Raw genomic sequence first — 26,181 nt, 5'->3', positions numbered from 1 at the left:
CGAGGCTTTTTTATTTCTATACCGAACTCCGTGGTATCTACAAGGTGAATGCTATGAATAGAGTGTTTTATCGCCAAGGCTTGATGGCCTTTTTCCTATTAACTATGACTTTACTCATGGCTGGCTGCGGTCAATCAGATAAGGCTGAAGAGCTTTATTTTGAAGGTAAGACAATGGGCACCACTTATCACATTAAGGTGTTTGCAGAGTCTTCAAAGGTTGCAGGTGTTGATTTACACCCGGAAATTAAGCAAGTGCTTAAAGATGTAAATCAATCTATGTCGACTTACATTCCTGATTCAGAAATTAACCAGTTCAACCAGTTACCAGCAGGGCAGGTAATGCCAATAAGCGCTGATTTTAGAAACGTGGTAGCTGAATCAATTCGCCTTGGCGAATCAACAAAAACGTTAGATGTGACCATGGGGCCACTTATTGACTTGTGGGGCTTTGGTCCAGATAAAAAGCCGACTAAACGCCCAAGCGATGAAGCCTTGGCCGCAATGGTTGCCAAAATTGGTGTTGATAAGCTTGAACTTACAGATGCTGGTCTTATGAAGACGATTGATGGTTTAGAGCTGTCGTTTTCTGCTACAGCAAAAGGCTATGGTATTGATAAAGTAGCACAAGTGATTGAAAGCCATGGTTTCACTAATTATATGGTTGAGATTGGTGGTGAGCTTCGTGTGTCGGGTATTAAGCCAAACAACATCACTTGGAAAATAGCTATTGAGCAGCCTGATGCTGAGCCTGGCGTGCGTAAAGTACATAAAGTAATTGAGCCGGGTACTAATGGTATTGCGACATCCGGTGATTACCGAATTTTTTACGAAATGGATGGTGTTACCTATAGCCACTTAATTGACCCTGTAACAGGTATGCCGAGCCGTCATGATTTGGTATCAGTTACTGTTTTACACCCATCAGCGATGACTGCAGATGGCTTAGCGACGGCAATTACAGTGATGGGCATGGAAAAGGCGCAGAAATACGCCGAAGAGCACGATTTGCCAGTGTATTTAATTGGTAAGTCAGACAATGGTTTAGTAACTTATTCAAGCCCTGCATTTAAACCATATTTGTAGCAGGGCAAGAAGCAGTGTATAACCAAGCTGCCTCAAGATGCAGAACTCAGCGTTCCACAGGTGCTTAATATCAAGGCGTTACTTTGCAACAATGGCAGTCCCAGAACTAACAACGATGAGAGTAAGCGCCTGTGAAGCGCCCAAAGGATTGGTTTAAAAGCGATTTATACCGCGTTATTGATTTTAACAATAGAACCACTATTGCTTGCAATCAATGCCTTGCCTAAATCGCTTTTAATTCTAACTGAAACTCGCACCTTGAGGTCGTTTAGGTATATAATATATGCAGCCTAATTAGTTGGGCTCGATTTAATTGCTGACGATAGGGGCAAAGCAATGTCACTTTTTCTTCTTACATTTGGTCTACTTATTTTAATTGTGGCGGCGATGGCTGTCGGAATGATTGTGCAAAAGAAATCTATGGCCAGTAGTTGTGGTGGCCTAGGCGCTGTTGGTATCGACAAAGCCTGCGACTGCGACGACCCATGTGACAAGCGTAAAAAGCGCATGGCAAAAGAACAAGTCTGGAAAGAGAATCAAATTCTTTAACCACAAAAAAAGCGCCCAAAGGCGCTTTTTTAATACCTAAATTTTACAAGGACAGTCACTTTAAAACTATTTTGAATATTTACAAAGACAGTCACTTTTATCCATGAACTCATTCTTGCAGTAAAAAAGATATTGTCTAAACTTTAATTACATTTAATGCATTTCAAATTATCAGTTCAAGGAGTGGACGATGGCTTTAGCAAGGAAGCGGCAAATCTGTTTGTCAAACACCAAATATTATCATTGTGTATCTCGCTGTGTTAGACGTGCCTACCTTTGTGGAGAAGACACACTCACAGGTAAATCCTATGAACACCGCAGAGGGTGGGTTGAACAGCGTCTGCTTGCTCTTGCAAAGGTATTTTGCATTGATGTATGTGCTTATGCAGTGATGAGCAATCATACGCATCTTGTGCTTTATGTTGATGATAAAAAAGCAAATAGGTTATCGGATAAGGCCATCCTTTTACGCTGGTTTAAGCTCAGTAAAATGACGCCTTTAGGTCAAAAAGCCCTTCATGGTGAGCCGTTAAGTGATGGTCAACAAGTCTTCTTAAATAAAGAGGTTGCAGAATACAGAACGCGCCTTTCGAGCATTAGTTGGTTCATGCGAATGCTAAATGAATATATTGCCAGACGGGCAAATAAAGAAGATGAATGTACTGGGCATTTTTGGGAAGGGCGCTTTAAAAGCCAAGCTCTCCTTGATGAATCAGCGCTTTTAGCCTGCATGGCCTATGTTGATTTAAACCCTGTTCGTGCTAAAGCTGCGAGCACGCCGGAACAATCGGACTATACCAGTTTTAAAAAGCGATGCGAAAGCGCGAAGGAGTCAAAGCAACCTAAGTTACTAGCTCGTTTTATTGGTGGCATGAGCAAGTATAAATCAAAGGGAATACCTTTTGAGTTAAAGTCATACCTGCTACTTGTGGAGCAAACTGGGCGTTGTATCAGCGCGGATAAGCTGGGATATATAGAGCATCATTTACCTCCTATTCTTGAAAGGCTGAATTTGGAAGCTAAAAACTGGTTAACATTAACAACTCAATTTGAAAACTTATTTCATGGAGCTGCAGGTCGAGTAGGTACTATCGAAAGTTATTGCAGTAAAACTGCGCGTAAGCGACGAAGTAACATTACAAGCTGTAAGTTATTACTTGCCAGTTAATCTTAAATTTCTCTCAATTTTTATTTTTTGCAAACACTTGCAGCTAACTTGTGCTTTCAATTCTCATAAAGCTAAATCTTTTATCTTGGTTGTTATTGTTAGATTAAGCTAATAGGCTAGCTTGCCTACGCAACTATTATTTTAGGTTAACAAATTTAAGGAATTTGGAGATATAACAGGCACTTTTAACAGTGCCTGTCTTTTTAAATCGTGTTTATTCTAAATTAATTAACTTAGCTCCTAAAACAGCGTACTTATTTTTACCGTTTGCTTGTAAGAAAAAGGCGGCAGGTGCATGAAGTGAAGGTATTGATGTAAATACACTTTTGCATGCGTAAACTGGCCAATTTGTGGAGTTTTCTAGCATATTAATATCGCCAGAAAAGCAACTATAGCCTTGTATTAAAAGCTCTTTATATTTATTTTCGGTAAGCGTTAACGACTCATTTAAAACAAAACTGTTACCGGTTCTAAAGTTCAGGCTGCTTGCATCTAAACTGGTGTAACCTTTGCGGATACTGCTTATATCACCCAATTCTTTGATTATGGGTGACTGTCTTTTGTTGTTTATTGCAATATCTATCTGGTAATCACCTAGCTCACTCTTTACAGTTACATCATCTATTAGTAAGTCTACCCAATTGTCTTTAGTGTTAAATGGAATGGCGTGGTACTGGGCTATTTTAGCGCTTTGCCACTCTCCCGAAGTTATTGAATCAATGGTCTTTTTATATAAAACACGGTTAACTTTACGGGCTATTTGTCGGTTTGGGTCGTTTGGGTAAGCACCTGATTCAATTAATATAGTTCGGATACCTTTTTCCGAAAAAGTATCTCCAAAACTGCGATAAGAGTAACTGTCGTTGTACTTCCCCAAGTGCCCTGGGATCATGGTTTCAACCGTTTTGGCTAAATGAGCAATAAATTGCATAGCCTCACCACGAATTTTATTCACTTCTCTTGCTTCATTATAGGCGGGTGCTAGCACTGAAATAGTGGCTTGTTCTCCCATTTTTCCGGCACCGTAATAGGCATTCTGATCATGTAAATTAAAGCCGAAATCAGGTTTGAATTCATCAGCCGCAGTCATGAGTATTTGTCCTTCTTTTGTGCGAAGGGCTTTTGCATCACGATTTAAATCAATACCTTGTGCATTATGGCGAGTTTGAGCTGCCGCGCCGTCTGGGTTCACCATAGGGATAATGAGAAGAGTTACTTTTTGTTGCCAGCTTTCTAGCCATTGTGCGTTTTCATCTGCGGTTATAAAGCTTAAAAAATCCATTAGTGCGGCAGTAGCTGTGTTTTCGTCGCCGTGCATTTGGCTCCACATCATCACTTTGATTGGGCCGGTGCCGATTTTTAGAGAATTAAGTGCCTGTCCTTGGAAAGAGGTGCCGATTTGTTTTAGTGTGACGCTTGGATGTTTTGCTGCGCGTTTTAAGTGGGGTTCTATATCGGCGTAGTAAATCGCAGGTTTATCTAAGCCAGCTACAGCGGTGTCTTCAATCGTATTTGCAAGTGTACTGGTACTTAGTGCTAAAAAGGTTGCAGCGAGTGCATATTGACGCATAATTATCTCTTTTATTCTTTGTTTTGTTTTTTTTGCAGAATATTATATTTTAACGTCTTTGGCTAATCCTTGTTCAGTATTAAAGCTTCGATTGCTACTGACTAAGTATGCTTTAAATCGCTGTTTTTATGCTATTTTATTTTTCTTCATTGCTTTTCGCTATATAAAATACAGTATTACTTTTAACTACTTAGCTTCAATAGGTTTGTTTTTTTTACAATTTGTTATCAAGTGGCTAAACAATACTTAACCGTGTGCTGTAAAATTCTACTTGTACCGTCTGTTGACTTTGTTATACTCCACATCGAAATTTCAGTAATTACTGAAACTTTATTGATGAAGATCATGTTACCGCATTAAAAAATAGGGTAAGCCACTTACCTGAAATGTAGTAAAAGCGATAAAAGGCGTGAGTTTTGCGAGCAATTAATCAGTCACAAGGTGTCAAACAGTCTAGCTTAGCTAGGTTGCAATTGGCTGCGCGTGCGTTTTTTGCTGGTAAAGAGCTAATGTCAGTTTTAGCCTTGTTGCTGATTAATTCAGCGATGCTAATCAACGGTACATTAGAAGATGCTCACGGGCTAAGAAGTTTATTAAGTGAAGGTGCTTTATACGAAACCCCATTACTTAATGTTTTGAGTTTTTTAACTTACCCAGTGGTGTCTTGCCAATTACTTATTGGTTTATGCTGGTTGGTCTTCCATTTCTTCCCTGCGCGTCGTGCAGGTGTCATTTTACGTAAAGCGGCCTTCGCTGCGCGTGAAACGATAAAGTCTTTAGTAGTACACAGCGCTCATGGCTGTCGTGCTCCTCCTCGTGTAAGTGGTTGTCTGTAAATAAGCTTTGTTGCTTAAGTTCAGCCATTTAGTCGTTTTTCTAAGTTGTCTTTACTAAGCACCTAGTGGGTTTTTTTACGCCCAAATTTCAGCCAGCCAACCTAAAATCCCTCACTTATTAGCGTGCCGATTTGTCGTGCTCGTTAGTCAGCCGAGGGATATCTGTAGCATCTGTTGCAGAAAAGCGTCGTGTTCTTATTTCGACAAGTGTTAACTTTTAGGTTGTAGGATATTCCTTTGTCAATTCGAAACCTTTGTAATATTGCTCTAGCGTCTTTAGTGCTGGCCTTGTCTGGCTGTAAAGGCGGGGTACTCGATCCAAAAGGTCAAATTGGTGTCGACGAGAAGTATTTAATTATCGTAGCTACGGTGTTAATGCTGATTGTTGTGATTCCAGTTATTGCCATGACAATTTATTTTGCATGGAAATACCGTGATGGACGAGATCAAGAAATTTACGCTCCAAAGTGGGCGCACTCTAATAAGATTGAAGCTGTAGTTTGGACCATTCCTATCATCATCGTTGCGATTTTAGGTGTGATCACGTGGCAGTCAACGCAACAACTTGACCCATATAAACCACTTGAGGGTAAAGGTAAGCACCTTACTGTTGAGGTTGTTTCTTTGAACTGGAAATGGCTATTCATTTATCCAGAGCAAGGCATCGCCACAGTGAATGAGCTTGTTTTTCCTGCCAATGTGCCAGTGCAGTACAAGATCACCTCAGAAAGCACCATGAACTCGTTTTTCATTCCACAGCTTGGTAGCCAAATTTATTCAATGGCAGGCATGGAAACAAAGCTTCATTTAATTGCTGATGAGCCGGGTACTTTTAAAGGCTTCTCTGCTAACTACAGTGGTGCAGGTTTCACAGGTATGAAGTTCGATGCCATTGCAACAGCCACAGAAGCTGATTTCGATGCTTGGGTAAACAAAGTAAAAAATACTGGTTCTGCATTGACTAAGCAAAGCTATGTTGAACTTGCAAAACCAAGTGAATACGACCCAGTTAAATACTATGCCAGCGTAGATAAAGATATGTTCCATTCAATCGTAATGAAATATATGCAAGCGCATGGCTCTCACGGTGCAATGCAACACGCTATGCCAGAGCACTCAGCTCATAAGAAGCACAGCGAGGACGAGGAATAATCATGTCGTTGTTAGGTAAATTAACATTAGACGCAATCCCGTTTCATGAACCAATTATCATGGTTACCATGACGGTTGTTGCTGTCTTAGGTCTGTTAGTGGCAGGCTTAGTAACAAAATATAAAAAGTGGGGCGTGATTTGGCACGACTGGATCACCTCAATTGACCATAAGCGTTTAGGCGTTATGTACATCATTCTTGCGCTTATCATGCTTTTCCGTGGTTTCGCGGATGCCATTATGATGCGACTGCAATTAGCAATGGCTACTGGCGGTGCAAGTGGTTACTTACCACCAGAGCACTATGACCAAATATTTACGGCACACGGGGTGATCATGATCATCTTTATGGCGATGCCGTTTATGATTGGTTTAATGAACATCATTTTACCGCTGCAAATTGGTGCCCGTGATGTTGCATTCCCATTCTTAAATAACCTTAGCTTTTGGTTAACTGCTGGCGGTGCAATCCTAATCAATATCTCATTATTCTTTGGTGAGTTTGCGAAAACGGGTTGGGTGGCATATCCACCGTTGTCTGAATTGTCATTCAGTCCAGGTGTCGGGGTTGACTATTATATATGGGCCTTACAGATATCCGGCTTGGGTACCTTATTAACATCGGTAAACTTCTTAGCGACTGTATTTAAAATGCGTGCACCAGGCATGACATTAATGAAAATGCCTATTTTTACTTGGGCATGTACGTGGGCGAATATCTTAATTGCAGCATCGTTCCCAATTTTAACTGCTGTACTGGCTATGTTAACGCTTGATCGTTATCTCGATTTCCACTTCTTCACGAATGAATTAGGTGGTAACGCGATGATGTACATCAACTTATTCTGGGCATGGGGTCACCCTGAAGTTTACATTCTGATCTTACCTGCGTTCGGTATTTTCTCAGAAGTTATCTCAACGTTTGCTGGTAAACGCCTGTTTGGTTATAAGTCGATGGTTTATGCAAGCGGTGCAATTTCGATTTTAGGTTTTATCGTTTGGCTTCATCACTTCTTTACTATGGGCTCAAGCGCTAACGTTAATGCCTTCTTTGGTGTTATGACCATGGTTATTGCGGTACCGACCGGGGTTAAGTTATTTAACTGGTTATTCACTATGTATCGTGGTCGTTTACGTATTACTGTGCCTGTCCTTTGGACTTTAGGTTTTATGGTGACGTTCACTATCGGTGGTATGACCGGCGTGTTACTTGCTATTCCTGGTGCTGACTACGTATTACACAACAGCTTATTCTTAATCGCTCACTTCCATAACACCATCATTGGTGGTGCGGTATTTGGTTATTTAGCTGGTTTTGCGTTTTGGTTCCCTAAAGCAATGGGATTCAAACTTGACGAGAGCTGGGGCAGACGATCTTTCTGGTGCTGGTTAATTGGTTTCTTCGTGGCATTTATGCCGTTATACGTACTTGGTTTCTTAGGTATGACACGTCGCTTAAACCACACGAACAACCCTGATTGGAACATTTGGTTATACATTGCAGCTGGCGGTGCGGTGATCATTATGTTCGGTATCTTGTTCCAAGTTGTGCAACTTGTAGTGAGCTTCAAAAACCGCGAGCAACTTGACGATACAACGGGCGATCCGTGGAATGGTCATACTCTTGAGTGGGCATCTGCTTCACCTCCGCAGTACTACAACTTTGCGAAAATCCCTCATGTTGATGACATCGATGCGTGGACAGACATGAAAGAGAAAGGCTTAGCTTACAAGCAAGAAGCCTCTTATAGCCCAATTCATATGCCAAAGAATACATCGGCAGGTGTATTAATGAGCGCAGCTTTAACAACCTTCTGTTTTGCCATGATCTGGCACATTTGGTGGCTTGCCGCCTTTGGTTTACTGGGTGCTATCGTGGTGTTCATCAAGCGTTGTTATACCAGCGATGTTGATTATTACGTGCAACCAGATGAAATTGTTGAACTAGAAACGGCTCACAATACAGCCGCTACGAAGGAGGTGAATGCATGAGTAGCATTTCTGCAGGGCTCGACACCTTAAACGGCGCACACGGTCATGTCGATGCACATGACCATGAGCACCACGATACAGGTGGTAACACCGTATTTGGTTTCTGGCTTTACCTTATGACTGACTGTCTGTTGTTTGCATCATTCTTTGCAACCTACGCAGTATTGTTTATGAACACTGCTGGCGGTGTGTCGGGTAAAGATATTTTTGAACTTGATTTTGTTGCGGTTGAAACTGCAGCTCTACTACTTAGTAGTATCACATTTGGCTTTGCGATGATCTCTGCTCACGGGCAGAAAAAGGCGGCTACGTTAACTTGGTTGCTGGTTACCTTTGCCTTTGGTGCAGTGTTTATTGGTATGGAAGTGTACGAATTTCATCACCTAATTGCGCACGGTAATGGCCCTCAGCAAAGTGCCTTTTTAACATCGTTCTTCTCTTTAGTGGGCTTACATGGTCTTCACGTTACAGCGGGTCTTATTTGGATGACTGTCCTGATGATTGAAGTTGTGCGCCGTGGTTTAAACCCACAAACAGTGACACGCCTAAGTTGTTTAAGCCTATTCTGGCACTTCTTAGATGTGGTGTGGATCTGTGTATTTACCGTTGTTTATTTAATGGGAGCAATGTAATGAGTCACAGTGAATCACATGTAATTAATAACTTAGAAGTTCATGCACATAATGAACAATCACATGGCAGCGTTAAAGACTATTTAATTGGTTTTGTATTGTCAGTGGTTTTAACGGCTATTCCATTTTGGGCTGTGATGAGTGGTTCGTTTTCTAAAACGACCACTGCATGGTGCATCGTGAGCATGGCGATTGTGCAAATTTGGGTGCATTTGAAATATTTCTTACACCTAAACTTCAAAACTGAAGACGGCAAGGCAAGTTCATTGTCGTTTATCTTTAGTGCTTTAATCATTGTAATGGTGGTTGGTTTGTCGGTGTGGATCATCTACGAATCGAACGCCATGATGATGTACTAATAACAATTACTTTGTAATTGGTAAAAGATTTACGAAAGGAGCTGGTTAGTCTGAGGTTGTGTCTCCAGTTCTTACAGTCTGTTACTAGCTAGTTTCTTTCGTAATATTGCGTTTGTGCTGAAAATTAGAGGAGTCGAGGAAGTGTTTCGACGTTATTTAAATGTCACTAAACCTGGCATTATCATGGGCAATTTGATCTCTGTCGCGGGGGGATTCTTGCTAGCCTCTCGCGGTGATATTGACCCATGGTTAATGATCGCAACCTTACTAGGGTTATCTTTAGTAGTGGCATCAGGATGCGCGATCAATAACGTGATTGATCGTGATATTGATGTTGCTATGGCGCGCACTCGCAAACGCGTCACAGTAACTGGCGAAATGTCAGCAAAGGCGGCTATGGCACATGGCATCGTGCTTGGTGTTATTGGTTTCGGGTTATTAGCTGTGTATACCAACGTAGTGGCACTCTTATTTGCTACTTTTGGTTACGTCATCTACGTAGGTGTGTACAGCTTATATATGAAACGTCGTTCTGTGTACGGCACCTTTGTAGGAAGTTTATCTGGCGCAGTACCGCCTGTAGTGGGTTATTGTGCCGTAACTGGGCAGTTTGATGCTGGTGCTGTGATTTTATTGGTCATGTTTAGTCTATGGCAAATGCCTCATTCATATGCAATTGCAATCTTTCGTTATAACGACTACCAAGCGGCCAGAATTCCTGTGTTACCAGTAGCGCAGGGGATCGAGAAGGCAAAGCATCACATTGTTTTATATATCGCCGTGTATGCGTTGGTTGTGATGTTATTAACCATTAGTGGTTATACAGGTTTAGCCTTTATGGCTGTAGCTTGTACAACGAGTTTTTGGTGGTTGCTAATGGCGCTTCGTGGCTATCGTCGCAATATTGATGTAAGCGGCTGGGCGCGCCAAGTGTTTGCTTTTTCAATTGTAAACATCACGGTTTTGAGCATAGCGATGGCTTTAGATTACCATTCGGTAGCTCCACAGCTACTTGTTTTAACTTAGAAAAAAGTTGCTAACATATCCCAATGTTACAGTAGCAAAGGCCCGGTTTTTTCTCCACCGGGCCTTTTTTCTTTGTTGTTTTTAAAATCGAGCAGCTTGCTCTACTACAATGCCATGACGAGCCGCTAAACGGCGATGGTCTTTATCATAACCACCACCAATCACGGTTGCGACAGGTACATTGTGCTCAAGGCAACGTTTGAGAACTAAATGGTCGCGTTGTGCTATCCCTTGCCAGCTTATATCAAGTTTTCCTAAGCCATCTTGCTGCCACACATCTACACCTGCATCATAAAGCACTAAATCTGGGTTTAGGGTGTTTAATAAATAACTCAGCGTATCGTCAACAACGCTTAGGTATTCACTATCAGCGACATTCGGTGCTAAACCTATGTCTAAATCGCTGGCTGATTTTCGAAATGGAAAATTCTTTTCACAGTGAATAGAGCAAGTATAGGCGTAGGGCTGATGCGCCAGCATTGCTGCGGTACCATCACCTTGATGAACATCTAAATCAAAAATAAGTATATTGGTTACTTCACCACTTTTTATCAGGGTTTCGCTGGTGAAAGCGAGGTCGTTTACCATGCAATAGCCTGAGCCAAAATCAGTATGAGCATGGTGAGTGCCTCCCGCTAAGTGGCAAGCAATGCCATGTTTAAGAGCTAAGCGTGCTGTTTGTAAGGTGCCCAGAGGAGCAGTAAAGGTACGTGCCATCAGCTCTTTTGACCAAGGTAAGCCAATACGGCGCATCGCTTTTTCATCTAAGCGGTTGTGCCAAAGGTCGTGGATATAATTTTCGCAGTGCACTAACTCAAGGGGCTCAGGGCTGCCAAGCATCGGTTGAGTTAGGTTGTCATTTATTAATCCAAGACTTTGTACATGCTCATATAAATAAGCAAACTTACTCATCACAAAGCGATGGTTAGGATCGAAACTAAACGAGTAATTTGGATGATACACCAAGGGTAAGTGGGGATTTAACTGCATAGCTTATTAAATAGCTGAATTTGCTACAGCATAACGAATCTAACGGCAAATGTTTACTCTGGCGCGTGAATTAAATGAGCTAACTCGCGATGTAATAATGCCTCATCACCCAGATTTAGCTCAATCAATCGTTTTAAGTGAGTAATACTATCAATATCGATATGATCGCAGCGAAGGCCTGCATGCTGATGCTCAACATGGCACAGCTCCACTTGCATTTTAATCTCGATAGTTGACTCTGGTAGGGTAAAGATTAAGTCAGCTTTACTATGAATAGGCACTAAAAATGAATCACTTTTAGTAATGAGCGCACCTTGCAAAGATAGATCAAGTAACTGACAGTGATAGTCGTTATCTTCGATACGAAGGACCGCAGGGCAAGAAAATAATACCCGCGAAAACTCTCTGCGTTCATTCATAGCTGTATCTCCAACTTTAGTTACTTAATAGTATAGATCATAATGGAGTGAGTGATAGCAAAGCTTAATACAACAAAAAAGCCCCTGAGTAGGGGCTTTTTGAGTATCAGCTAATTAGCCAATTTTTTTGTATTTAATACGCTTAGGTTGTGCCGCTTCTGCGCCTAAGGTTTTCTTCAACCATTCTTCGTATTCTGTGTAGTTACCATCGAAGAAGTTAATTTGGCCTTCATCACGGTAATCAAGAATATGTGTAGCAATACGGTCAAGGAACCAACGGTCATGCGAGATACACATTACACAGCCAGGGAACTCTAAAATAGCGTTCTCAAGTGCACGTAGTGTTTCAACGTCTAGGTCATTGGTTGGCTCATCCAGTAGTAATACGTTACCACCAGCTTTTAGTAACTTAGCTAGGTGTAAACGGTTGCGCTCACCACCTGATAGGTCTTTAACGAATTTTTGTTGGTCGTTACCTTTGAAGTTAAAGCGGCCAACATAGGCACGGCTTGGGAATTCAAAGTTACCAATTTTTAATACGTCTTGGCCGTTAGAGATTTCTTGGAAAACAGTGTTGCTTTCGTCCATGTCGCCACGGAACTGATCAACCGTTGCAAGCTCAACAGTGTCACCAACAATGATCTCACCGCTATCTGGCGTTTCTTCACCACTTAGCATTTTGAATAGCGTTGATTTACCCGCACCATTGGCACCGATAATACCTACGATAGCGCCTTTCGGCATTGCAAAGTTTAGGTCATCGATTAATACGCGGTCGCCAAAGCTCTTCTTCAGGCCTTTCACTTCGATAACTTGATCACCTAAGCGTGGACCCGGTGGAATAAATAGTTCATTCGTTTCGTTACGCTTTTGGTAATCGTTTTGCTGAAGCTCAGAGAACTGTGCCATACGTGCTTTAGACTTAGCTTGACGGCCTTTCGGGTTTGAACGAACCCATTCAAGTTCTTGCGCGATTGATTTTTGACGTGCTTTTTCAGATTTCTGTTCTTGTTGTAAACGTAAATCTTTTTGCTCAAGCCACGATGAGTAGTTACCTTCCCAAGGAATACCTTCACCACGGTCAAGCTCTAAAATCCAACCTGCTACGTTATCTAAGAAGTAACGGTCGTGGGTTACAGCAACCACGGTACCTTCATAGTCGTGTAAGAAGCGCTCTAACCAAGCAACTGACTCAGCGTCTAAGTGGTTGGTAGGTTCGTCAAGAATAAGCATATCTGGTTTTTCAAGTAGTAAACGACAGATCGCAACACGGCGACGCTCACCACCAGAAAGGTGTTCAATTTTTGCATCCCAAGGTGGAAGGCGTAATGCATCAGCTGCACGCTCTAACACGTTGTCGATATTGTGACCATCGTGCGCTTGGATGATAGCTTCAAGTTCGCCTTGCTCTTTAGCAAGCGCATCGAAGTCAGCACCATCCATTGCATACTCGTTGTATACTTCATCAAGGCGGTTTAGTGCATTTTTAACTTCGCTTACTGCTTCTTCTACTGTTTCGCGAACTGTTTTGTTCTCGTCTAGTACAGGTTCTTGCGGTAAGTAACCGATTTTAGTGCCTGGTTGAGGGCGAGCTTCACCTTCAAAGTCTTGGTCAACACCAGCCATAATGCGAAGCAACGTTGATTTACCTGCACCGTTTAGACCTAGCACACCAATTTTTGCGCCTGGGAAAAAGTGTAAAGAAATATCTTTTAAGATAGTGCGCTTAGGTGGCACAACCTTAGAAACTCGACTCATCGAGAATATAAACTTATCTGGTAACACCATGAAAGGAGCCTTCAATTTATAATAAAAATTAACAGCAAGTATTGTATACCCAAACTACCTCAAAATACAGAATTCAGCGTTTATGATAGGCTTAATATCAAGGTGTTATTTACTCAAAGAGTCATACATTTTAATTAATGACCACTCAGAAATATCACTTCATTTAGACATCTAAACATCTAGAGGTTGAAATTTCTAACTATCCGTTCATAATTAGCAGTCAGATAAGTATGCTCGGAGCCAGCTATGCCCATTACAGTAAAAGATGAATTGCCTGCCATTGCAAAGTTACGTCAAGAAAACGTGTTTGTAATGCCAAAAAGTCGTGCTAAAACGCAAGAAATCCGCCCAATGCGTTTGGCCATCTTAAACTTAATGCCAAACAAAGTTGAAACCGAAGTGCAGTTTATTCGCTTGTTAGCAAACTCACCGCTGCAAGTTAATGTTGAGCTGTTGCGCTTAGATACCCATCGCACCAGTAGTAACTCTGAACAGCACATGGATACGTTTTATCGTTATTTTTCAGAGGTGAAAGATAATAACTACGATGCCATGATCATAACGGGCGCGCCGCTTGCTCATTTAGAGTATGACGAAGTTGCTTACTGGGACGAACTAAAAGTTATTTTAGATTGGGCAGAGCAGCATGTGACGTCTACGCTGTTTTCGTGTTGGGCGGCCCATGCGGGTCTATATCATCACTATGGCCTCAAGCGCGAACTTAAACCAAACAAACTCAGTGGCGTATTTACCCATAAAAGCTATTTTGACCACGCAGCGCTAACGCGTGGCTTTGATGATACCTTTTTAGTGCCACATTCTCGTTATGGTCATATTGATATCGATAAGATTAATGCCTGCGAAGAGCTGGTGGTGTTAGCCGGATCAGAACGAGTAGGTGCCTACTTAATTAAAAATAAATCAGGTAGCCAAGTGTATATTACTGGCCATCCAGAGTACGATGCTCATACCTTAAAAGGGGAGTATTTACGCGACCAAGAAAAATCAGCGGATGCACCTAAGCCAGAAAATTACTTCCCTGACGATAACCCAGACAACGAACCGTCGAAAACGTGGCAAAGCCATGCCTTTTTATTGTTTTCGAATTGGTTAAACTATTATGTGTACCAAACTACACCGTATGATATTAACTTAGTTAGCCAAGATGTAAGGACTAACAACTATGCCGAGTAATGCAGTGAATAAACGCGAACAATTAACCGAGGCGCTAAAACAGCGAATTTTAATCCTCGATGGCGCGATGGGCACCATGATCCAAGAATATAAATTAGAAGAACAAGATTATCGCGGTGAGCGCTTTAAAGACTGGCACGTACTTATTAAAGGCAATAACGATTTATTAAGCCTAACTCAGCCAAAAATCATTGCTGATATTCATCGTGCTTACTTAGAAGCCGGTGCTGATATCATCGAAACGAATACCTTTAATGCCACGACTATTTCGATGGAAGATTACGACATGGCGAGCCTTAGCCGCGAAATCAACCTCGAGTCAGCGAAGCTTGCACGCAGCGTGTGTGATGAACTTGAAGCAAAGGATCCTAGCAAACCGCGATATGTAGCCGGTGTGCTTGGGCCAACGTCAAAAACCTGTTCTATTTCACCAGATGTAAACGACCCAGGTTATCGTAATATCAACTTTGATAAGCTGGTGGCGGCGTATGTTGAGTCAACACTGGCATTAATGGAAGGTGGTGCTGACCTTATTTTAATAGAAACCATCTTTGATACCCTTAATGCAAAAGCGGCTTCGTTCGCTGTAGAAGAAGCATTCGAGCAAGCTGGTCGTAGTTTACCTGTGATGATCTCGGGCACCATTACTGATGCCTCTGGCCGAACTTTATCAGGGCAAACCACAGAAGCATTTTATAACTCAATTCGCCATATTAAACCGCTATCAATCGGCCTTAACTGCGCCCTTGGCCCTGACTTACTGCGCCAGTATGTTGAAGAGTTATCGCGCGTTTGTGAAACCTTTACCTCGGTGCATCCCAATGCCGGTTTACCGAATGAGTTTGGCGAGTATGATTTAGAAGCCCCTGAAATGGCAAAAGAAATTATCGACTGGGGCAAGTCTGGCTTTATCAATATTGTAGGTGGTTGTTGTGGCACTACACCAGCTCATATTAAAGCGTTTGCGAAAGGCCTTGAAGGTGTTAAACCTCGCCAATTACCTGAGCTTGAAGTGCGTATGCGCTTATCGGGCCTTGAAGCGTGTAACTTAAACTAGGAAACCGACATGACTGACCAAATTGCTGTATTTACTAACGTCGGTGAGCGTACCAATGTAACAGGCTCGGCTAAGTTTAAGCGCTTGATCATGGAAGAAGATTACGAGACCGCTCTCGATGTTGCCCGTGAACAAGTAGAAAATGGCGCGCAAGTAATTGATATCAACATGGATGAAGCCATGTTGGACTCGAAAGCGGCGATGGTAAAGTTTTTAAACTTAATTGCCTCAGAGCCTGATATCTCAAAAGTACCTATCATGGTCGACTCATCTAAATGGGACGTGATTGAAGCAGGCTTAAAGTGTATTCAAGGTAAGGCCATTGTTAACTCAATTTCACTTAAAGAAGGTGAAGAGCCGTTCATCCGCCAAGCTAAGCTAATTAAACGCTTTGGTGCTGCTGCGGTTGTAATGGCGTTTGATGAAACTGGGCAAGCAGAAACTGCTGATCGTAAGTTCGAGATTTGTCAGCGTAGCTACAAAATACTCGTTGATGATATTGGCTTTCCGCCAGAAGACATTATTTTTGACCCGAACATTTTTGCCGTCGCAACGGGCATTGAAGAGCACGATAACTACGCTGTTGAGTTTATCGAAGGTACGCGTCGAATTAAGCAAGGCTTACCGCACTGTAAAGTGTCGGGCGGTGTATCGAATGTGTCTTTCTCGTTCCGTGGTAATAATCCAGTTCGTGAAGCTATTCACTCTGTGTTTTTATACCACGCGATTAAAGCGGGTATGGACATGGGCATTGTTAATGCGGGTCAGTTAGCGGTTTACGACGATATCCCCGAAGAGCTGCGCAAAGCTGTAGAAGATGTGATCCTCAATACCGACCCAGGTGCTGGTGAGCGACTTGTTGAACTTGCACCAAAATACTCAGGTATGGCACAAGCAGAGAAAGTAGAAGATTTAGAGTGGCGTACTTGGCCTGTCGAAAAGCGCCTTGAACATGCGTTAGTAAAAGGCATTACCGAGTACATCGACGAAGATACCGAAGAGTGCCGCAAGAGCAAAGCTAAGCCTATCGAAGTGATCGAAGGCCCGCTTATGGACGGCATGAACGTAGTAGGTGACTTATTCGGTGCGGGTAAAATGTTCTTACCTCAGGTTGTTAAGTCAGCTCGTGTGATGAAGCGCGCCGTTGCCTATCTTGACCCTTTCATTGAAGCTGAAAAAGAAGAGGGCGCAACCAATGGTAAAGTGGTTATGGCAACCGTTAAGGGCGACGTACACGACATTGGTAAGAATATTGTAGGCGTGGTACTGCAATGTAATAACTACGAGGTTATCGACCTTGGTGTGATGGTGCCGGCAGAGAAAATCTTGCAAACCGCCATAGACGAAAAAGCCGACATTATTGGTTTATCAGGGCTGATTACCCCATCACTTGATGAAATGGTACATGTTGCGAAAGAAATGACTCGTCGTGGTTTTGAATTACCGTTACTGATTGGTGGTGCAACAACCTCTAAAGCGCATACCGCGGTTAAAATTGAGCCTCAGTATGATAAAGGTGTGGTTTACGTAAATAACGCCAGCCGCGCTGTGGGTGTGGTTTCTAATTTATTGTCGAAAGAGTTAAAGCCGGCATTTTTAGAGAAAACCAAGGCTGAGTATGAAAAAGTACGTGAACAACAAGCACGTAAAAAGCCACGCTCAAAACCCGTTACTTTACAGCGTGCTCGCGACAACGCTGTAAAACTTGATTGGGATAACTACACGCCACCTGTACCGAAAAAGCTGGGTGTGACTGAGTTTAAAGATGTTTCGATTGCGACGTTAAGACAGTACATCGACTGGACACCATATTTCATGACGTGGTCAATCGCTGGTAAGTACCCACGTATTCTTGAAGATGAAATTGTTGGTGAACAGGCTAAAAGCTTATTCGCTGATGCCAACGCAATGCTTGATGAGCTTGAGCAATCAGGTGCGCTGCAACCTTTAGGTGTCATTGGTTTATTCCCTGCAAACCGAGTAGGGGATGACATTGAGATTTACACCGATGAGTCGCGTACAACGCTTTTAACTACATCGTGTCATTTACGTCAGCAAACTGAAAAAACCGACTTTGCTAACTATTGTTTAGCTGATTATATTGCGCCAAAAGGCACTCCTGACTACTTTGGTGCGTTTGCGGTTACTGGTGGTCTTGAAGAAGATGACCTTGCCGATGCCTTCGATGCTAAGCAAGATGATTATAATAAGATTATGGTTAAAGCCGTTGCAGACCGTTTAGCTGAGGCGTTTGCTGAGTACTTGCATGAGCAAGTGCGTAAAGAGTATTGGGGCTATGCGGTAGATGAAAACCTATCGAACGATGAACTTATTCGTGAAAACTACCAAGGTATTCGCCCAGCGCCAGGTTATCCGGCTTGTCCTGAACATACAGAGAAGAAGAAAATCTGGCAGTTACTTGATACCGAACAGCGTATCGGCATGAAGCTAACAAGTTCATACGCAATGTGGCCGGGTGCGGCGGTTTCTGGTTGGTATTTCTCTCACCCTGAAGCTAAGTACTACGCAGTGGCGCAAATTCAACAAGATCAGGTTGAAGATTACGCTAAGCGTACCAACATGACGCTTGCAGAAGCCGAGCGTTGGTTGTCGCCTAACTTGGGCTATGAACCGGAATAATAACCTTTAGTTATTAGCTTTTGTTTAAATTAAAAACGAGCCCCCAAATGGCTCGTTTTTTTATGCCCATTTTTTATCATACTTTTTTCTTTTTAATTGCTTTAATACTGGCAAATTCCTTCTAATTTATATATTTGTGTTAAAGTTATACCAATTCGCTTAATAAAGTGGTCTATTTTGAGGCAATAAAACCTCGTTGATAACAAGGCAAAAATTTCGTTATTTAGTTGTTCTAAATCAGAAATTTTTAACGCAGGTAGCGACAGGTTTAATCCCTCAAAATGATTAAGTATTATTGCGGATTGGTATTGTTGAGATTGATCAAAAAATCTAAGGTGAAATAGTGATTGATACAGTGAATGCAAGTGACAAAGATAAAGCACGATTTTTACGTGTTTTTGCATTTATTGGTTCAATCACCTCGTTTTTAATGGCGATCACCAGCTATCAAGATGGTTACCATGCCCTTAGCTATTTATTGATTATTGGCGGCTTTGTGTTTGCCTCACCTTTTGTCATTAAAAATCGTGACGAAACCATCGCAGTACTTATGCTGTACGCTCTCTATTCGATGATGTGTTATTTAATTGTCTCTGGGGGGAGTAATGGCACTGGGCCGTTATGGCTATTTATCGTCTCTCCTGTGACATTTTTTATTCGTGGTTTAAAGCGCGGGGCGTTTGATCTTATCTTGCTTGCCATTATTATCTCGGTGCTTTTTTATTTTACTGATCAATTTGGCTATTACAGTTATCCGAGTCATTATTTTCCTACACGGGTCATGCTGTGCTTCTCTATTTTATGTATTTTGGGTGGCTTCTACGAATATTATCGCAACAAATACAGTTTGCAGTTAATGGAGCAACTTAAACTTAATCAAAAGCTGGCTCGCACTGACGCGATGACAGAACTCGCTAACCGTCGCTACGCAACCGAATGTTTGCAAGATAAGCGCTTTGGCGAAGGGGCTGTGTTCTTGCTGATGGATGTTGATAACTTTAAGCAAATCAACGACACATACGGTCATCAAGTGGGCGATGAGGTGCTAATATTTTTCGCTAATGTATTTAAAAACGTGTGCACAGAAGAAGATATTATTTCCCGTTGGGGCGGCGAAGAGTTTTTAATTGTGATCCCAACAGGGCATGAGCTTAGAGCCAGAAAAGTCGCTGAAAAAATCCATAAGAAGCTCGCTGAAAAGCCATTTACGAGTGACCAGCACCGGTTTCATGTCACCTTAAGTATTGGCCTGTACGTGCGCGTCGCTGATGAGAGCATGGATCATTGCTTAAACATTGCTGATAAACGACTTTACCGCGCTAAATCACAAGGTAAAAATCAAACGGTTGCTGAAGTAGATTTAGCAAAGCATGAGCCTGCTTGATAAATAAAGCCGCAATTAGCGGCTTTATTGATTGCTCAAATTAATGGCTTTTTTCAAAGTCGCTGACTTCACGTTCAGCTTCTTCCTTTGATTTACCGTATTTTTGCTGAAGTTTACCAACCAGCTCTTTACGGCTACCTTCAATTTTATCTAAATCATCATTGGTAAGGTCACCCCATTTACGTTGTGCTTTACCTTTAAGCTCTTTCCAGTTGCCTTCTAAACGATCGCTGTTCATCATAATCTCCTTACTCTGTTAAACATTCACCTTAGTAAGAGCAATCGCTGTACCAATTTGGTGAAACTTGTTAAATTATTGATTTGTAGTTGTTTTATGTTTTTAAATCTAATGAGTGGAATTTAAAAGTTTGCAATTACTACGTAGTTTTTAGAATCAGCCTGTAATATTTTCTGTTGCGCTAGTTTTAGATACTTAGTGGCTCTTAGAGGTATAGCGATTGATTATCCGCGTGTATTCTTCAGTTGATTTTAGTTTACGTAAACTCTCGTTAAACCGGTCTCTTAAGGCTTCATCATGAAACAAAAAACCATTGGGGCTTTTGCCGAACAAAGCAAACCGCTGCACCGGTTCAGACACATCAACCTCCTCATGTTTTGTAATTAACGCTCGGTAGTAGTCAAAAATTTTTCCGTCCATTTGGATCACTTCATACCGTTCACGATATAAAAGCCGTACTTGGGTTGATTGGTCGTATGTTTCTGAGTAATTAGGGTTTTCTTTTGCCATGTCGCGATATTCAGGTGAAAGTCGCGCTTTAGCACCTTGCCAAGATAGCACGGTATGATGTTTTAGTTGGGCGATGGACTTGAGGTCGAAATTTCGCTTGGCTAGGCTAAACGCAAAGTTCTCATAGTTGTAAGCAATATCTGAAAAGTAACCGCTCATTTGATTAGCTTCAATAACTTTATTGTTTATATCAGATACTACATCAACTAAGTTTTCATTATATAAAAGGATCCGTCTTGCATAAGGCACGTAGACGAATTGTAGTTGATAACCTTGAGCACCCAGTGTCGCGCGAAGTAAGTCAGGAATAATGCCTGTGTTGTCTTCAGCCATCACCCAAGGTGGAAGTGTATTGCCAAGTGCAACCGTAATCTTTTGCTGGCTATATGCTTTTTGAAGCGGTAAAGCTAAAAATAGCAAGGTGATTAAAATACGGGTGTAAATCCTGAACAAGTTTATTCCTTATTCTGACTTTTGTGCGGTCGTTTAATCAAGAATAAATCTAAACTGGCAGAATGCAATGTTTTCACTTTTAAAGCCCGAAATAGAAAATAAGCCTATAGCCATCGCAATTTTTAGTTTTTTGATACAATGCGTGAAAAGAAAGTAAGAGATACCTAACGTGCTGCCAGTTCAAGATATTTATCAATCCCTGTTAACCACATTACAGAGTAACCCAATGGCCTTATTGCAAGCGCCACCGGGAGCGGGTAAATCAACATGGCTGCCTCTTACCTTAATGCGCGAAGGGCACTTTAAACGCATTGTTATGTTAGAGCCAAGACGACTGGCCGCACGCAATATTGCCCAGTATTTGGCAAGTCAGCAGAATGAAATAGTCGGTGACAGTGTCGGCTTACGCATTCGTGGCGAATCAAAAGTAAGTTCTACAACTAAACTCGAAATTGTCACGGAAGGCATGCTGACGCGTATGTTGCAAAATGACCCAGAGCTTAGTGATGTAGACTTACTTATTTTTGATGAATTTCACGAGCGCTCAATTGCCGCAGATACGGCTTTGGCATTTGCCCTCGAAACACAGGCAGCACTTCGCGATGATTTAAAAATATTGCTGATGTCGGCAACCTTAGATGGCGAACGTTACAGTGAGTTTTTCAGCTGTCCTATTATTTCATCACAAGGTCGAAGCTACCCTATTGATGAAGTGTATATTCCACTTAAAGACGAAAGCCGTTGGCTCGATGACATACCTGCAGTAATAAAACAGGCGCTTAGTGAGCAATCGGGCAGTGCTTTAGTGTTTTTACCTGGACAGCGTGAAATCATGCGCGTTCAGCAGTCTTTAAATGATTTAAATGATAGCGTTGAAGTATTTAGCCTGTATGGTGAGCAAAATAAAAAAGAGCAACAAGCTGCTATTGCGCCCGCTAAAAATGGCAAACGCAAAGTGGTACTAACCACCAATGTCGCTGAAACCAGTTTGACCATTGAAGGAATACGCATTGTGGTTGATAGCGGCAAACGCCGTGCTGCCAATTTTAATTTAAAAACCGGTGTTACAGAGCTTGTTACGCAGAGTATTTCTCGTTCTTCTGCCATACAGCGCGCTGGTCGTGCTGGGCGAATTGAGCCGGGGGTTGTGTATCGTTTAGGCTCTAAGCAAACCTTTGAGCGCCGTAACAGTCATGATGCGCCAGAAATTCTGACCAGTGATATTAGTCAGTTGTTATTAGAGGCAAAGCAGTGGGGGGCATCACTTGCTGAGCTTAGCTTACTCGACTCACCTAGTAACCAGCAAATTAAACAGGCAACGGCACTTTTGAAAATGCTCGAAGCCATTGATAAAAATGAAAAGCTAACACCCCTTGGCAGTCAAATGCTGAGTTATGGAGCCGATATTCGCCTCTCGCACATGCTCATTAAGGCAAAGCAACTGGATCAGCGCATGCCTGGTATTTATGTATTAGCGGGGTATTTAACGGCGCTGCTTGAAAGCCGCATTAGTATGCCAGCTGATCTTAATTTGGCATTACATAGTCAGCACAGCAAACCACACCTAGTATTTAAGCAGCAATTAAATTATTGGCTATCGCGCTTGCAACTCAAGCCGGTTAATGAGCTTAAAACAGAGTACTTGTCGCTGCTGGTGGCACTTGCTTTTCCTGATCGCCTAGCCAAAAAGCGCGGTAATGGTTATTTACTTGCCAATGGTGCAGGCGCCGATTTAAGTGAGGAGTTTTGGCATAACGATGATTATATTGCTATTGCGCATATGGGCGGCCATAAGGGAAACCGTGTTTTTGCTGCTGTTGCCTTTATGCCAAGTGAGCTAGAAGATGATCTTTCGCATTTATTTACTGAGCAAACTCGCTGCGAATACGATGAAAAAGCAGGGCGCTTTATCCATCAAGATGAGCTCAAGCTCGGTGCTATCACCATAGCGAGTCAACCAAGTAAACAGCCCCTAGATAAGAGCGAGCGCACTAAAGCGTGGTTAAACTTATTTAGTAAGCAGGGCTTTTCGTTATTTAATGAACAGCCCGATAGTGAGCAGTTACTTATTCGAATGAGCTTGGCAAGTAAGCTGTTACCAGAGTCATTCCCGCTTTTAAATCACGATGAATTAATTGCCGATAACCAATGGCTTGCACCTTATTTGGATGATATTAAAAACCTTGAGCAATTAAAAAAGTTCAATTACAGCGAAGCAATTAAAAGCTGTTTTGATTGGCAGCAGCAAAGTTTATTGAATGAATTGCTCCCCTTACGATTAACGGTGCCAAGTGGTTCAAATGTAAAAGTGACCTATCAGCTAGATGGTCCTGCGAAGCTAAGTGTGCGCATGCAAGAGGTGTATGGCATGACCAGCACGCCTTTGCTGGCACAAGGTAAATTGCCATTATTAATGGAGCTATTATCACCAGCGCGGCGACCACTGCAGTTAACTCAAGACTTAGCTAACTTTTGGCAAACAAGTTACCGCGATGTGCAAAAAGAAATGAAAGGGCGTTACCCAAAACATTTTTGGCCAGATAACCCCGCAACCAGCCAAGCGACTAATAAAGTAAAAAGTAAGATGTGATTTTAATGAAGCTGAATGCTCAAAATTACAACACTTTGGATTAGGCTTAAGCGATTACTTCTAACCCTTTTTGCTCTGCCAGAGTGAGCATTTTCAATGCTGCTCCTCTTGGTGAGCTATCACCTTGCTCCCATTTTTTAACTAACTTGTCACTGACATTTAAGTATTGAGCAAAGACCGGTTGTGAGAGATTGTATTTCAGTCTTAAGTTACGAACTTGTTCGGGGGTAAATTCATGAACACTTGTAAGGCATAATGCGTCAAATTTACGCATCGTCGTTTTGTCTATAACTCCTGACTTTTTTAATCCACTCACTGTTTTGTGAACTGACTTTAATATGTCACTCATGATCATCACCTACAATTAAAAGTTCGCCATCATCGACTAGTTGTTCAAGTTCACTTTGGGAAAAACGAATAAACTCTTTTGCTAACTCTTTTAATGCTAATTTTTCTTTAGCATTTATATTAGCTCTAGCGTTTTTAGCAAACGCATAGAGAAAGAAATATTTATCACCAATTACCGCCCCGACGATAGTTCTATAACCAGTTCTTTTTCCTTTACTGCCCATGGCTACGCGCTTTTTATAAACATTACCACCTAGGTCTGCATCGTAAAGGCCTGCTGACATCTCTTTGCAAGCGTTTATTAAATCAGCATCAGACAGGCTTTCTTTTTTCGTGCGCGAAACAAAATCCTTTGTTTTATAAATCATAGTATACTCCGTTAGGGTACACTTTCAATGTTTCACTCAGTAGCCAATCAATGATAATGAGGTTTTCATTGGTGTCCCTCTAATGTTGATAGCAGAAGTAATGGGTGATTACCAGCTATCTATCTGCGCAAAACCAATACGAATAAAATAAACCGTTACAATTTCTAACCCTGTTTTGGTTTCTCTTTTATTGGCTGTTTAGTAGTCTAATTGAGTCATTAGTAAAAAGAGAAAGCCAGTGTCTGCAGCTATTTCCCTTGCTCAATACGTTAAAAAACGCACAGGTGTGCCCCTAGGGCATAAAGATTCGCTGCGCAATATGCTGACACGCTCGCTGGGTGCTAGCTCGTTTTATTTATTTTGGCGATATTGGAATCCGGTGTGGAGCTATTACTTATCTCGGTATGTCATGAAGCCTTGCAATGACATTATGCCGGTTTGGTGTGCCCTTGTTATTACTTTTGCCGTCAGTGGTGCGTTGCACGATTTAGCGGTGAGTTTAGTGAAGTTAAAGCCACTATTCTTTTTTACTCCTTGGTTTACTGTGATGGGCGCTTTGGTATTAGTAAGCAAGTACAGCCAACTCCAGTTTAGCTCTGCTCCTTGGTGGTTAAGAGCGCTCGCCAACATCAGCTTTATTGTATTGAGCTATTGGTTGACGAGCCACTTTTTTTAGTGCGTTACTGCGTTGCTAAATGGTAGTCAGTGTAGCCTTTAGCACCGCCTCCAAATAGGGTATCTGGATCATGCTGAGCCAGTTCAATGCCTTGTTCAATGCGCGCTGGCAGATCTGGGTTGGCAACAAACGGGCGACCAAAACCAATTAAATCAGCCCAGCCTGCGGCTAATGCTTGCTCTGCTTTATCGCCAGTGTATTTGCCCGCATAAATCATTAATCCAGCATAGTTTTCACGTAGCGCTTGCTTAAAACTTTGCTCCATTAAAGGTGCATCATCCCAATCAGCTTCGGCAATGTGCAGGTAAGCAACGTTAAGGTCATTGAGTACTTTTGCTGCGCCAATATAGGTTTCAAACGGGTTATCATCGACCGTCCCATTGAGGGTTGTGAGTGGAGCAAGGCGTACGCCAACTCGCTCAGCGCCAATTTCATCACATACCGCTTGTGTCACTTGTTGTAAAAAGCGTAAGCGGTTTTCTAAACTGCCGCCGTATTCATCAGTGCGTTGGTTCGACTCTGAATCAATAAATTGATTAATTAAGTAACCATTGGCAGCGTGAAGTTCAATACCATCAAACCCTGCATCAACTGCATTACGGGCAGCTTGGCGATATTCGTTTATAACCTGTTTGATGTCGTCATGGCTCATTGCGCGTGGCTGTGCAGTGGCAACAAAGTCGGGTTTGTCATCTTCATCAATAAAAACTTTTACGTCTTTAGCTGCAATCGCAGATGGCGCAATTGGTTGCTCGCCACCTGTATTACTTGGGTGAGATACGCGGCCAACATGCCAAAGCTGAGCGAACATAATGCCACCAGCTTGATGAACTTTGTCGGTTACTTTTTTCCAACCGGCAATTTGCTCGGCAGTGTAAATACCCGGTGTCCAAGCATAACCCTTACCTAGGGCTGATATTTGTGTACCTTCGCTAATAATTAAGCCAGCACTGGCACGTTGTGCATAGTAGTCGGCCATTAATTCATTGGCGATATCACCCGGTTGTGATGAGCGAGAGCGAGTCATCGGTGGCATGACAATACGGTTTTTTAAAGTATGACCGGCAAGTTGTATAGTATCGAATAATTTGTTCATTACGGCTCCTTGAAAGCGAATATGCTTTCAGCATAACGAAAATTATTTATGAAATTAATGCC

Annotated in this window: 24 protein-coding genes; 15 read left to right on the top strand and 9 right to left on the bottom strand. The window is 42.1% G+C overall.

The window, feature by feature from the left end; all coding sequences use genetic code 11:
* Positions 1–53: 53 nt before the first annotated feature.
* The 3 genes from IMPJCBKJ_RS20380 (at position 54) to IMPJCBKJ_RS20370 (ending at position 2,802) form a co-directional block, all read left to right on the top strand.
* Positions 54–1,085, top strand: a complete 1,032-nt coding sequence (locus tag IMPJCBKJ_RS20380; RefSeq protein WP_138618069.1) for an FAD:protein FMN transferase — start codon at positions 54–56, stop codon at positions 1,083–1,085.
* A 336-nt stretch (positions 1,086–1,421) separates the two neighbouring features.
* On the top strand, positions 1,422–1,634 hold the full coding sequence (nqrM, locus tag IMPJCBKJ_RS20375; RefSeq protein ID WP_055020649.1) for a (Na+)-NQR maturation NqrM: 213 nt from the start codon (positions 1,422–1,424) through the stop codon (positions 1,632–1,634).
* Between the two features lie 190 nt (positions 1,635–1,824).
* A complete protein-coding gene (locus IMPJCBKJ_RS20370; RefSeq protein WP_166341836.1) occupies positions 1,825–2,802 on the top strand; it encodes a transposase in 978 nt (325 codons plus the stop codon).
* Positions 2,803–3,016: 214 nt separating this feature from the next.
* Here the strand turns inward: IMPJCBKJ_RS20370 and IMPJCBKJ_RS20365 are convergent, their stop codons facing one another.
* Complete coding sequence (locus IMPJCBKJ_RS20365) at positions 3,017–4,372, bottom strand: M14 family zinc carboxypeptidase (protein WP_166341834.1); 1,356 nt, start codon at positions 4,370–4,372, stop codon at positions 3,017–3,019.
* A 416-nt stretch (positions 4,373–4,788) separates the two neighbouring features.
* On the opposite strand from IMPJCBKJ_RS20365, the gene IMPJCBKJ_RS20360 reads away from it, so the two are divergent.
* The 6 genes from IMPJCBKJ_RS20360 (at position 4,789) to cyoE (ending at position 10,368) form a co-directional block, all read left to right on the top strand.
* Positions 4,789–5,208 carry a hypothetical protein gene (locus IMPJCBKJ_RS20360; protein ID WP_166341832.1) on the top strand — a complete coding sequence of 140 codons (420 nt, stop codon included), beginning with the start codon at positions 4,789–4,791 and terminating at the stop codon, positions 5,206–5,208.
* A 237-nt stretch (positions 5,209–5,445) separates the two neighbouring features.
* On the top strand, positions 5,446–6,360 hold the full coding sequence (gene cyoA / locus IMPJCBKJ_RS20355) for a ubiquinol oxidase subunit II (RefSeq protein WP_054562298.1): 915 nt from the start codon (positions 5,446–5,448) through the stop codon (positions 6,358–6,360).
* Positions 6,361–6,362: 2 nt separating this feature from the next.
* Positions 6,363–8,351 carry a cytochrome o ubiquinol oxidase subunit I gene (gene cyoB / locus IMPJCBKJ_RS20350; protein WP_054554289.1) on the top strand — a complete coding sequence of 663 codons (1,989 nt, stop codon included), beginning with the start codon at positions 6,363–6,365 and terminating at the stop codon, positions 8,349–8,351.
* On the top strand, positions 8,348–8,983 hold the full coding sequence (gene cyoC / locus IMPJCBKJ_RS20345; protein WP_054554290.1) for a cytochrome o ubiquinol oxidase subunit III: 636 nt from the start codon (positions 8,348–8,350) through the stop codon (positions 8,981–8,983). The genes cyoB and cyoC overlap by 4 nt, the downstream gene beginning before the upstream one ends.
* On the top strand, positions 8,983–9,342 hold the full coding sequence (gene cyoD, locus IMPJCBKJ_RS20340) for a cytochrome o ubiquinol oxidase subunit IV (RefSeq protein WP_135923748.1): 360 nt from the start codon (positions 8,983–8,985) through the stop codon (positions 9,340–9,342). The genes cyoC and cyoD overlap by 1 nt, the downstream gene beginning before the upstream one ends.
* Positions 9,343–9,483: 141 nt before the next feature.
* Positions 9,484–10,368, top strand: coding sequence for a heme o synthase (gene cyoE, locus IMPJCBKJ_RS20335; protein WP_054554292.1), 885 nt, complete (start codon positions 9,484–9,486; stop codon positions 10,366–10,368).
* 81 nt (positions 10,369–10,449) lie between these two features.
* Here cyoE and IMPJCBKJ_RS20330 read toward each other — a convergent pair whose 3' ends face one another.
* From IMPJCBKJ_RS20330 to ettA, 3 genes are all read right to left on the bottom strand, one after another.
* Positions 10,450–11,358 carry a histone deacetylase gene (locus tag IMPJCBKJ_RS20330; RefSeq protein ID WP_166341830.1) on the bottom strand — a complete coding sequence of 303 codons (909 nt, stop codon included), beginning with the start codon at positions 11,356–11,358 and terminating at the stop codon, positions 10,450–10,452.
* A gap of 53 nt (positions 11,359–11,411) precedes the next feature.
* The gene (locus tag IMPJCBKJ_RS20325) at positions 11,412–11,777 is read right to left on the bottom strand and encodes a PilZ domain-containing protein (RefSeq protein WP_138600217.1); all 366 of its coding nucleotides are present in this window, start codon (positions 11,775–11,777) and stop codon (positions 11,412–11,414) included.
* 114 nt (positions 11,778–11,891) lie between these two features.
* Complete coding sequence (gene ettA, locus IMPJCBKJ_RS20320; protein ID WP_130151038.1) at positions 11,892–13,565, bottom strand: energy-dependent translational throttle protein EttA; 1,674 nt, start codon at positions 13,563–13,565, stop codon at positions 11,892–11,894.
* A gap of 246 nt (positions 13,566–13,811) precedes the next feature.
* Here ettA and metA point away from each other — a divergent pair, with 246 nt between their 5' ends.
* From metA to IMPJCBKJ_RS20895, 4 genes are all read left to right on the top strand, one after another.
* On the top strand, positions 13,812–14,759 hold the full coding sequence (gene metA / locus IMPJCBKJ_RS20315; RefSeq protein WP_166341828.1) for a homoserine O-succinyltransferase: 948 nt from the start codon (positions 13,812–13,814) through the stop codon (positions 14,757–14,759).
* Positions 14,749–15,816 carry a homocysteine S-methyltransferase family protein gene (locus tag IMPJCBKJ_RS20310; protein ID WP_058586491.1) on the top strand — a complete coding sequence of 356 codons (1,068 nt, stop codon included), beginning with the start codon at positions 14,749–14,751 and terminating at the stop codon, positions 15,814–15,816. Before metA ends, IMPJCBKJ_RS20310 begins: the two co-directional genes overlap by 11 nt.
* 9 nt (positions 15,817–15,825) lie before the next feature.
* Positions 15,826–18,456, top strand: coding sequence for a methionine synthase (metH, locus tag IMPJCBKJ_RS20305; protein ID WP_166341826.1), 2,631 nt, complete (start codon positions 15,826–15,828; stop codon positions 18,454–18,456).
* 343 nt (positions 18,457–18,799) lie between these two features.
* Positions 18,800–19,840, top strand: a complete 1,041-nt coding sequence (locus IMPJCBKJ_RS20895) for a GGDEF domain-containing protein (RefSeq protein ID WP_166341824.1) — start codon at positions 18,800–18,802, stop codon at positions 19,838–19,840.
* 40 nt (positions 19,841–19,880) lie between these two features.
* Here IMPJCBKJ_RS20895 and IMPJCBKJ_RS20295 read toward each other — a convergent pair whose 3' ends face one another.
* Both IMPJCBKJ_RS20295 and IMPJCBKJ_RS20290 read right to left on the bottom strand, forming a co-directional pair.
* Positions 19,881–20,078 (bottom strand): CsbD family protein, encoded by a 198-nt coding sequence (locus tag IMPJCBKJ_RS20295; RefSeq protein ID WP_138619436.1) that lies wholly within the window; start codon positions 20,076–20,078, stop codon positions 19,881–19,883.
* A gap of 195 nt (positions 20,079–20,273) precedes the next feature.
* Entirely contained in the window at positions 20,274–21,041 is a 768-nt protein-coding gene (locus tag IMPJCBKJ_RS20290) for a transporter substrate-binding domain-containing protein (RefSeq protein WP_240921066.1), read from the bottom strand.
* Between the two features lie 169 nt (positions 21,042–21,210).
* Here IMPJCBKJ_RS20290 and hrpB point away from each other — a divergent pair, with 169 nt between their 5' ends.
* Positions 21,211–23,631 (top strand): ATP-dependent helicase HrpB, encoded by a 2,421-nt coding sequence (hrpB, locus tag IMPJCBKJ_RS20285; protein WP_166341822.1) that lies wholly within the window; start codon positions 21,211–21,213, stop codon positions 23,629–23,631.
* 46 nt (positions 23,632–23,677) lie between these two features.
* On the opposite strand, the gene IMPJCBKJ_RS20280 is transcribed toward hrpB, so the two are convergent.
* Both IMPJCBKJ_RS20280 and IMPJCBKJ_RS20275 read right to left on the bottom strand, forming a co-directional pair.
* Positions 23,678–23,980, bottom strand: coding sequence for a DNA-binding transcriptional regulator (locus IMPJCBKJ_RS20280; protein WP_138600233.1), 303 nt, complete (start codon positions 23,978–23,980; stop codon positions 23,678–23,680).
* Positions 23,973–24,347 (bottom strand): type II toxin-antitoxin system RelE/ParE family toxin, encoded by a 375-nt coding sequence (locus IMPJCBKJ_RS20275; RefSeq protein ID WP_166341820.1) that lies wholly within the window; start codon positions 24,345–24,347, stop codon positions 23,973–23,975. The genes IMPJCBKJ_RS20280 and IMPJCBKJ_RS20275 overlap by 8 nt, the downstream gene beginning before the upstream one ends.
* 238 nt (positions 24,348–24,585) lie before the next feature.
* On the opposite strand from IMPJCBKJ_RS20275, the gene IMPJCBKJ_RS20270 reads away from it, so the two are divergent.
* Complete coding sequence (locus IMPJCBKJ_RS20270; RefSeq protein ID WP_166341818.1) at positions 24,586–25,023, top strand: MBOAT family O-acyltransferase; 438 nt, start codon at positions 24,586–24,588, stop codon at positions 25,021–25,023.
* A gap of 4 nt (positions 25,024–25,027) precedes the next feature.
* Here IMPJCBKJ_RS20270 and IMPJCBKJ_RS20265 read toward each other — a convergent pair whose 3' ends face one another.
* Positions 25,028–26,119 carry an alkene reductase gene (locus IMPJCBKJ_RS20265; RefSeq protein WP_166341816.1) on the bottom strand — a complete coding sequence of 364 codons (1,092 nt, stop codon included), beginning with the start codon at positions 26,117–26,119 and terminating at the stop codon, positions 25,028–25,030.
* Between the last annotated feature and the right edge of the window lie 62 nt (positions 26,120–26,181).

Source organism: Pseudoalteromonas sp. MB47 (assembly GCF_011319765.1).
GTDB classification, from domain to species: Bacteria; Pseudomonadota; Gammaproteobacteria; order Enterobacterales; family Alteromonadaceae; genus Pseudoalteromonas; species Pseudoalteromonas simplex.
The sequence above is the reverse complement of the archived record's forward strand: the minus strand, read 5'-3'. Positions and strand labels throughout refer to the sequence as shown.

Bases quoted from the DNA above. Each gene is read 5' to 3' on its own strand.
- IMPJCBKJ_RS20380 (WP_138618069.1), top strand. From the start codon at position 54: ATGAATAGAGTGTTTTATCGCCAAGGCTTGATGGCCTTTTTCCTATTA.
- nqrM (WP_055020649.1), top strand. From the start codon at position 1,422: ATGTCACTTTTTCTTCTTACATTTGGTCTACTTATTTTAATTGTGGCG.
- IMPJCBKJ_RS20370 (WP_166341836.1), top strand. From the start codon at position 1,825: ATGGCTTTAGCAAGGAAGCGGCAAATCTGTTTGTCAAACACCAAATAT.
- IMPJCBKJ_RS20365 (WP_166341834.1), bottom strand. From the start codon at position 4,372: ATGCGTCAATATGCACTCGCTGCAACCTTTTTAGCACTAAGTACCAGT.
- cyoB (WP_054554289.1), top strand. From the start codon at position 6,363: ATGTCGTTGTTAGGTAAATTAACATTAGACGCAATCCCGTTTCATGAA.
- cyoC (WP_054554290.1), top strand. From the start codon at position 8,348: ATGAGTAGCATTTCTGCAGGGCTCGACACCTTAAACGGCGCACACGGT.
- cyoD (WP_135923748.1), top strand. From the start codon at position 8,983: ATGAGTCACAGTGAATCACATGTAATTAATAACTTAGAAGTTCATGCA.
- IMPJCBKJ_RS20330 (WP_166341830.1), bottom strand. From the start codon at position 11,358: ATGCAGTTAAATCCCCACTTACCCTTGGTGTATCATCCAAATTACTCG.
- IMPJCBKJ_RS20325 (WP_138600217.1), bottom strand. From the start codon at position 11,777: ATGAATGAACGCAGAGAGTTTTCGCGGGTATTATTTTCTTGCCCTGCG.
- ettA (WP_130151038.1), bottom strand. From the start codon at position 13,565: ATGGTGTTACCAGATAAGTTTATATTCTCGATGAGTCGAGTTTCTAAG.
- metA (WP_166341828.1), top strand. From the start codon at position 13,812: ATGCCCATTACAGTAAAAGATGAATTGCCTGCCATTGCAAAGTTACGT.
- IMPJCBKJ_RS20310 (WP_058586491.1), top strand. From the start codon at position 14,749: ATGCCGAGTAATGCAGTGAATAAACGCGAACAATTAACCGAGGCGCTA.
- metH (WP_166341826.1), top strand. From the start codon at position 15,826: ATGACTGACCAAATTGCTGTATTTACTAACGTCGGTGAGCGTACCAAT.
- IMPJCBKJ_RS20295 (WP_138619436.1), bottom strand. From the start codon at position 20,078: ATGAACAGCGATCGTTTAGAAGGCAACTGGAAAGAGCTTAAAGGTAAA.
- IMPJCBKJ_RS20280 (WP_138600233.1), bottom strand. From the start codon at position 23,980: ATGAGTGACATATTAAAGTCAGTTCACAAAACAGTGAGTGGATTAAAA.
- IMPJCBKJ_RS20275 (WP_166341820.1), bottom strand. From the start codon at position 24,347: ATGATTTATAAAACAAAGGATTTTGTTTCGCGCACGAAAAAAGAAAGC.
- IMPJCBKJ_RS20265 (WP_166341816.1), bottom strand. From the start codon at position 26,119: ATGAACAAATTATTCGATACTATACAACTTGCCGGTCATACTTTAAAA.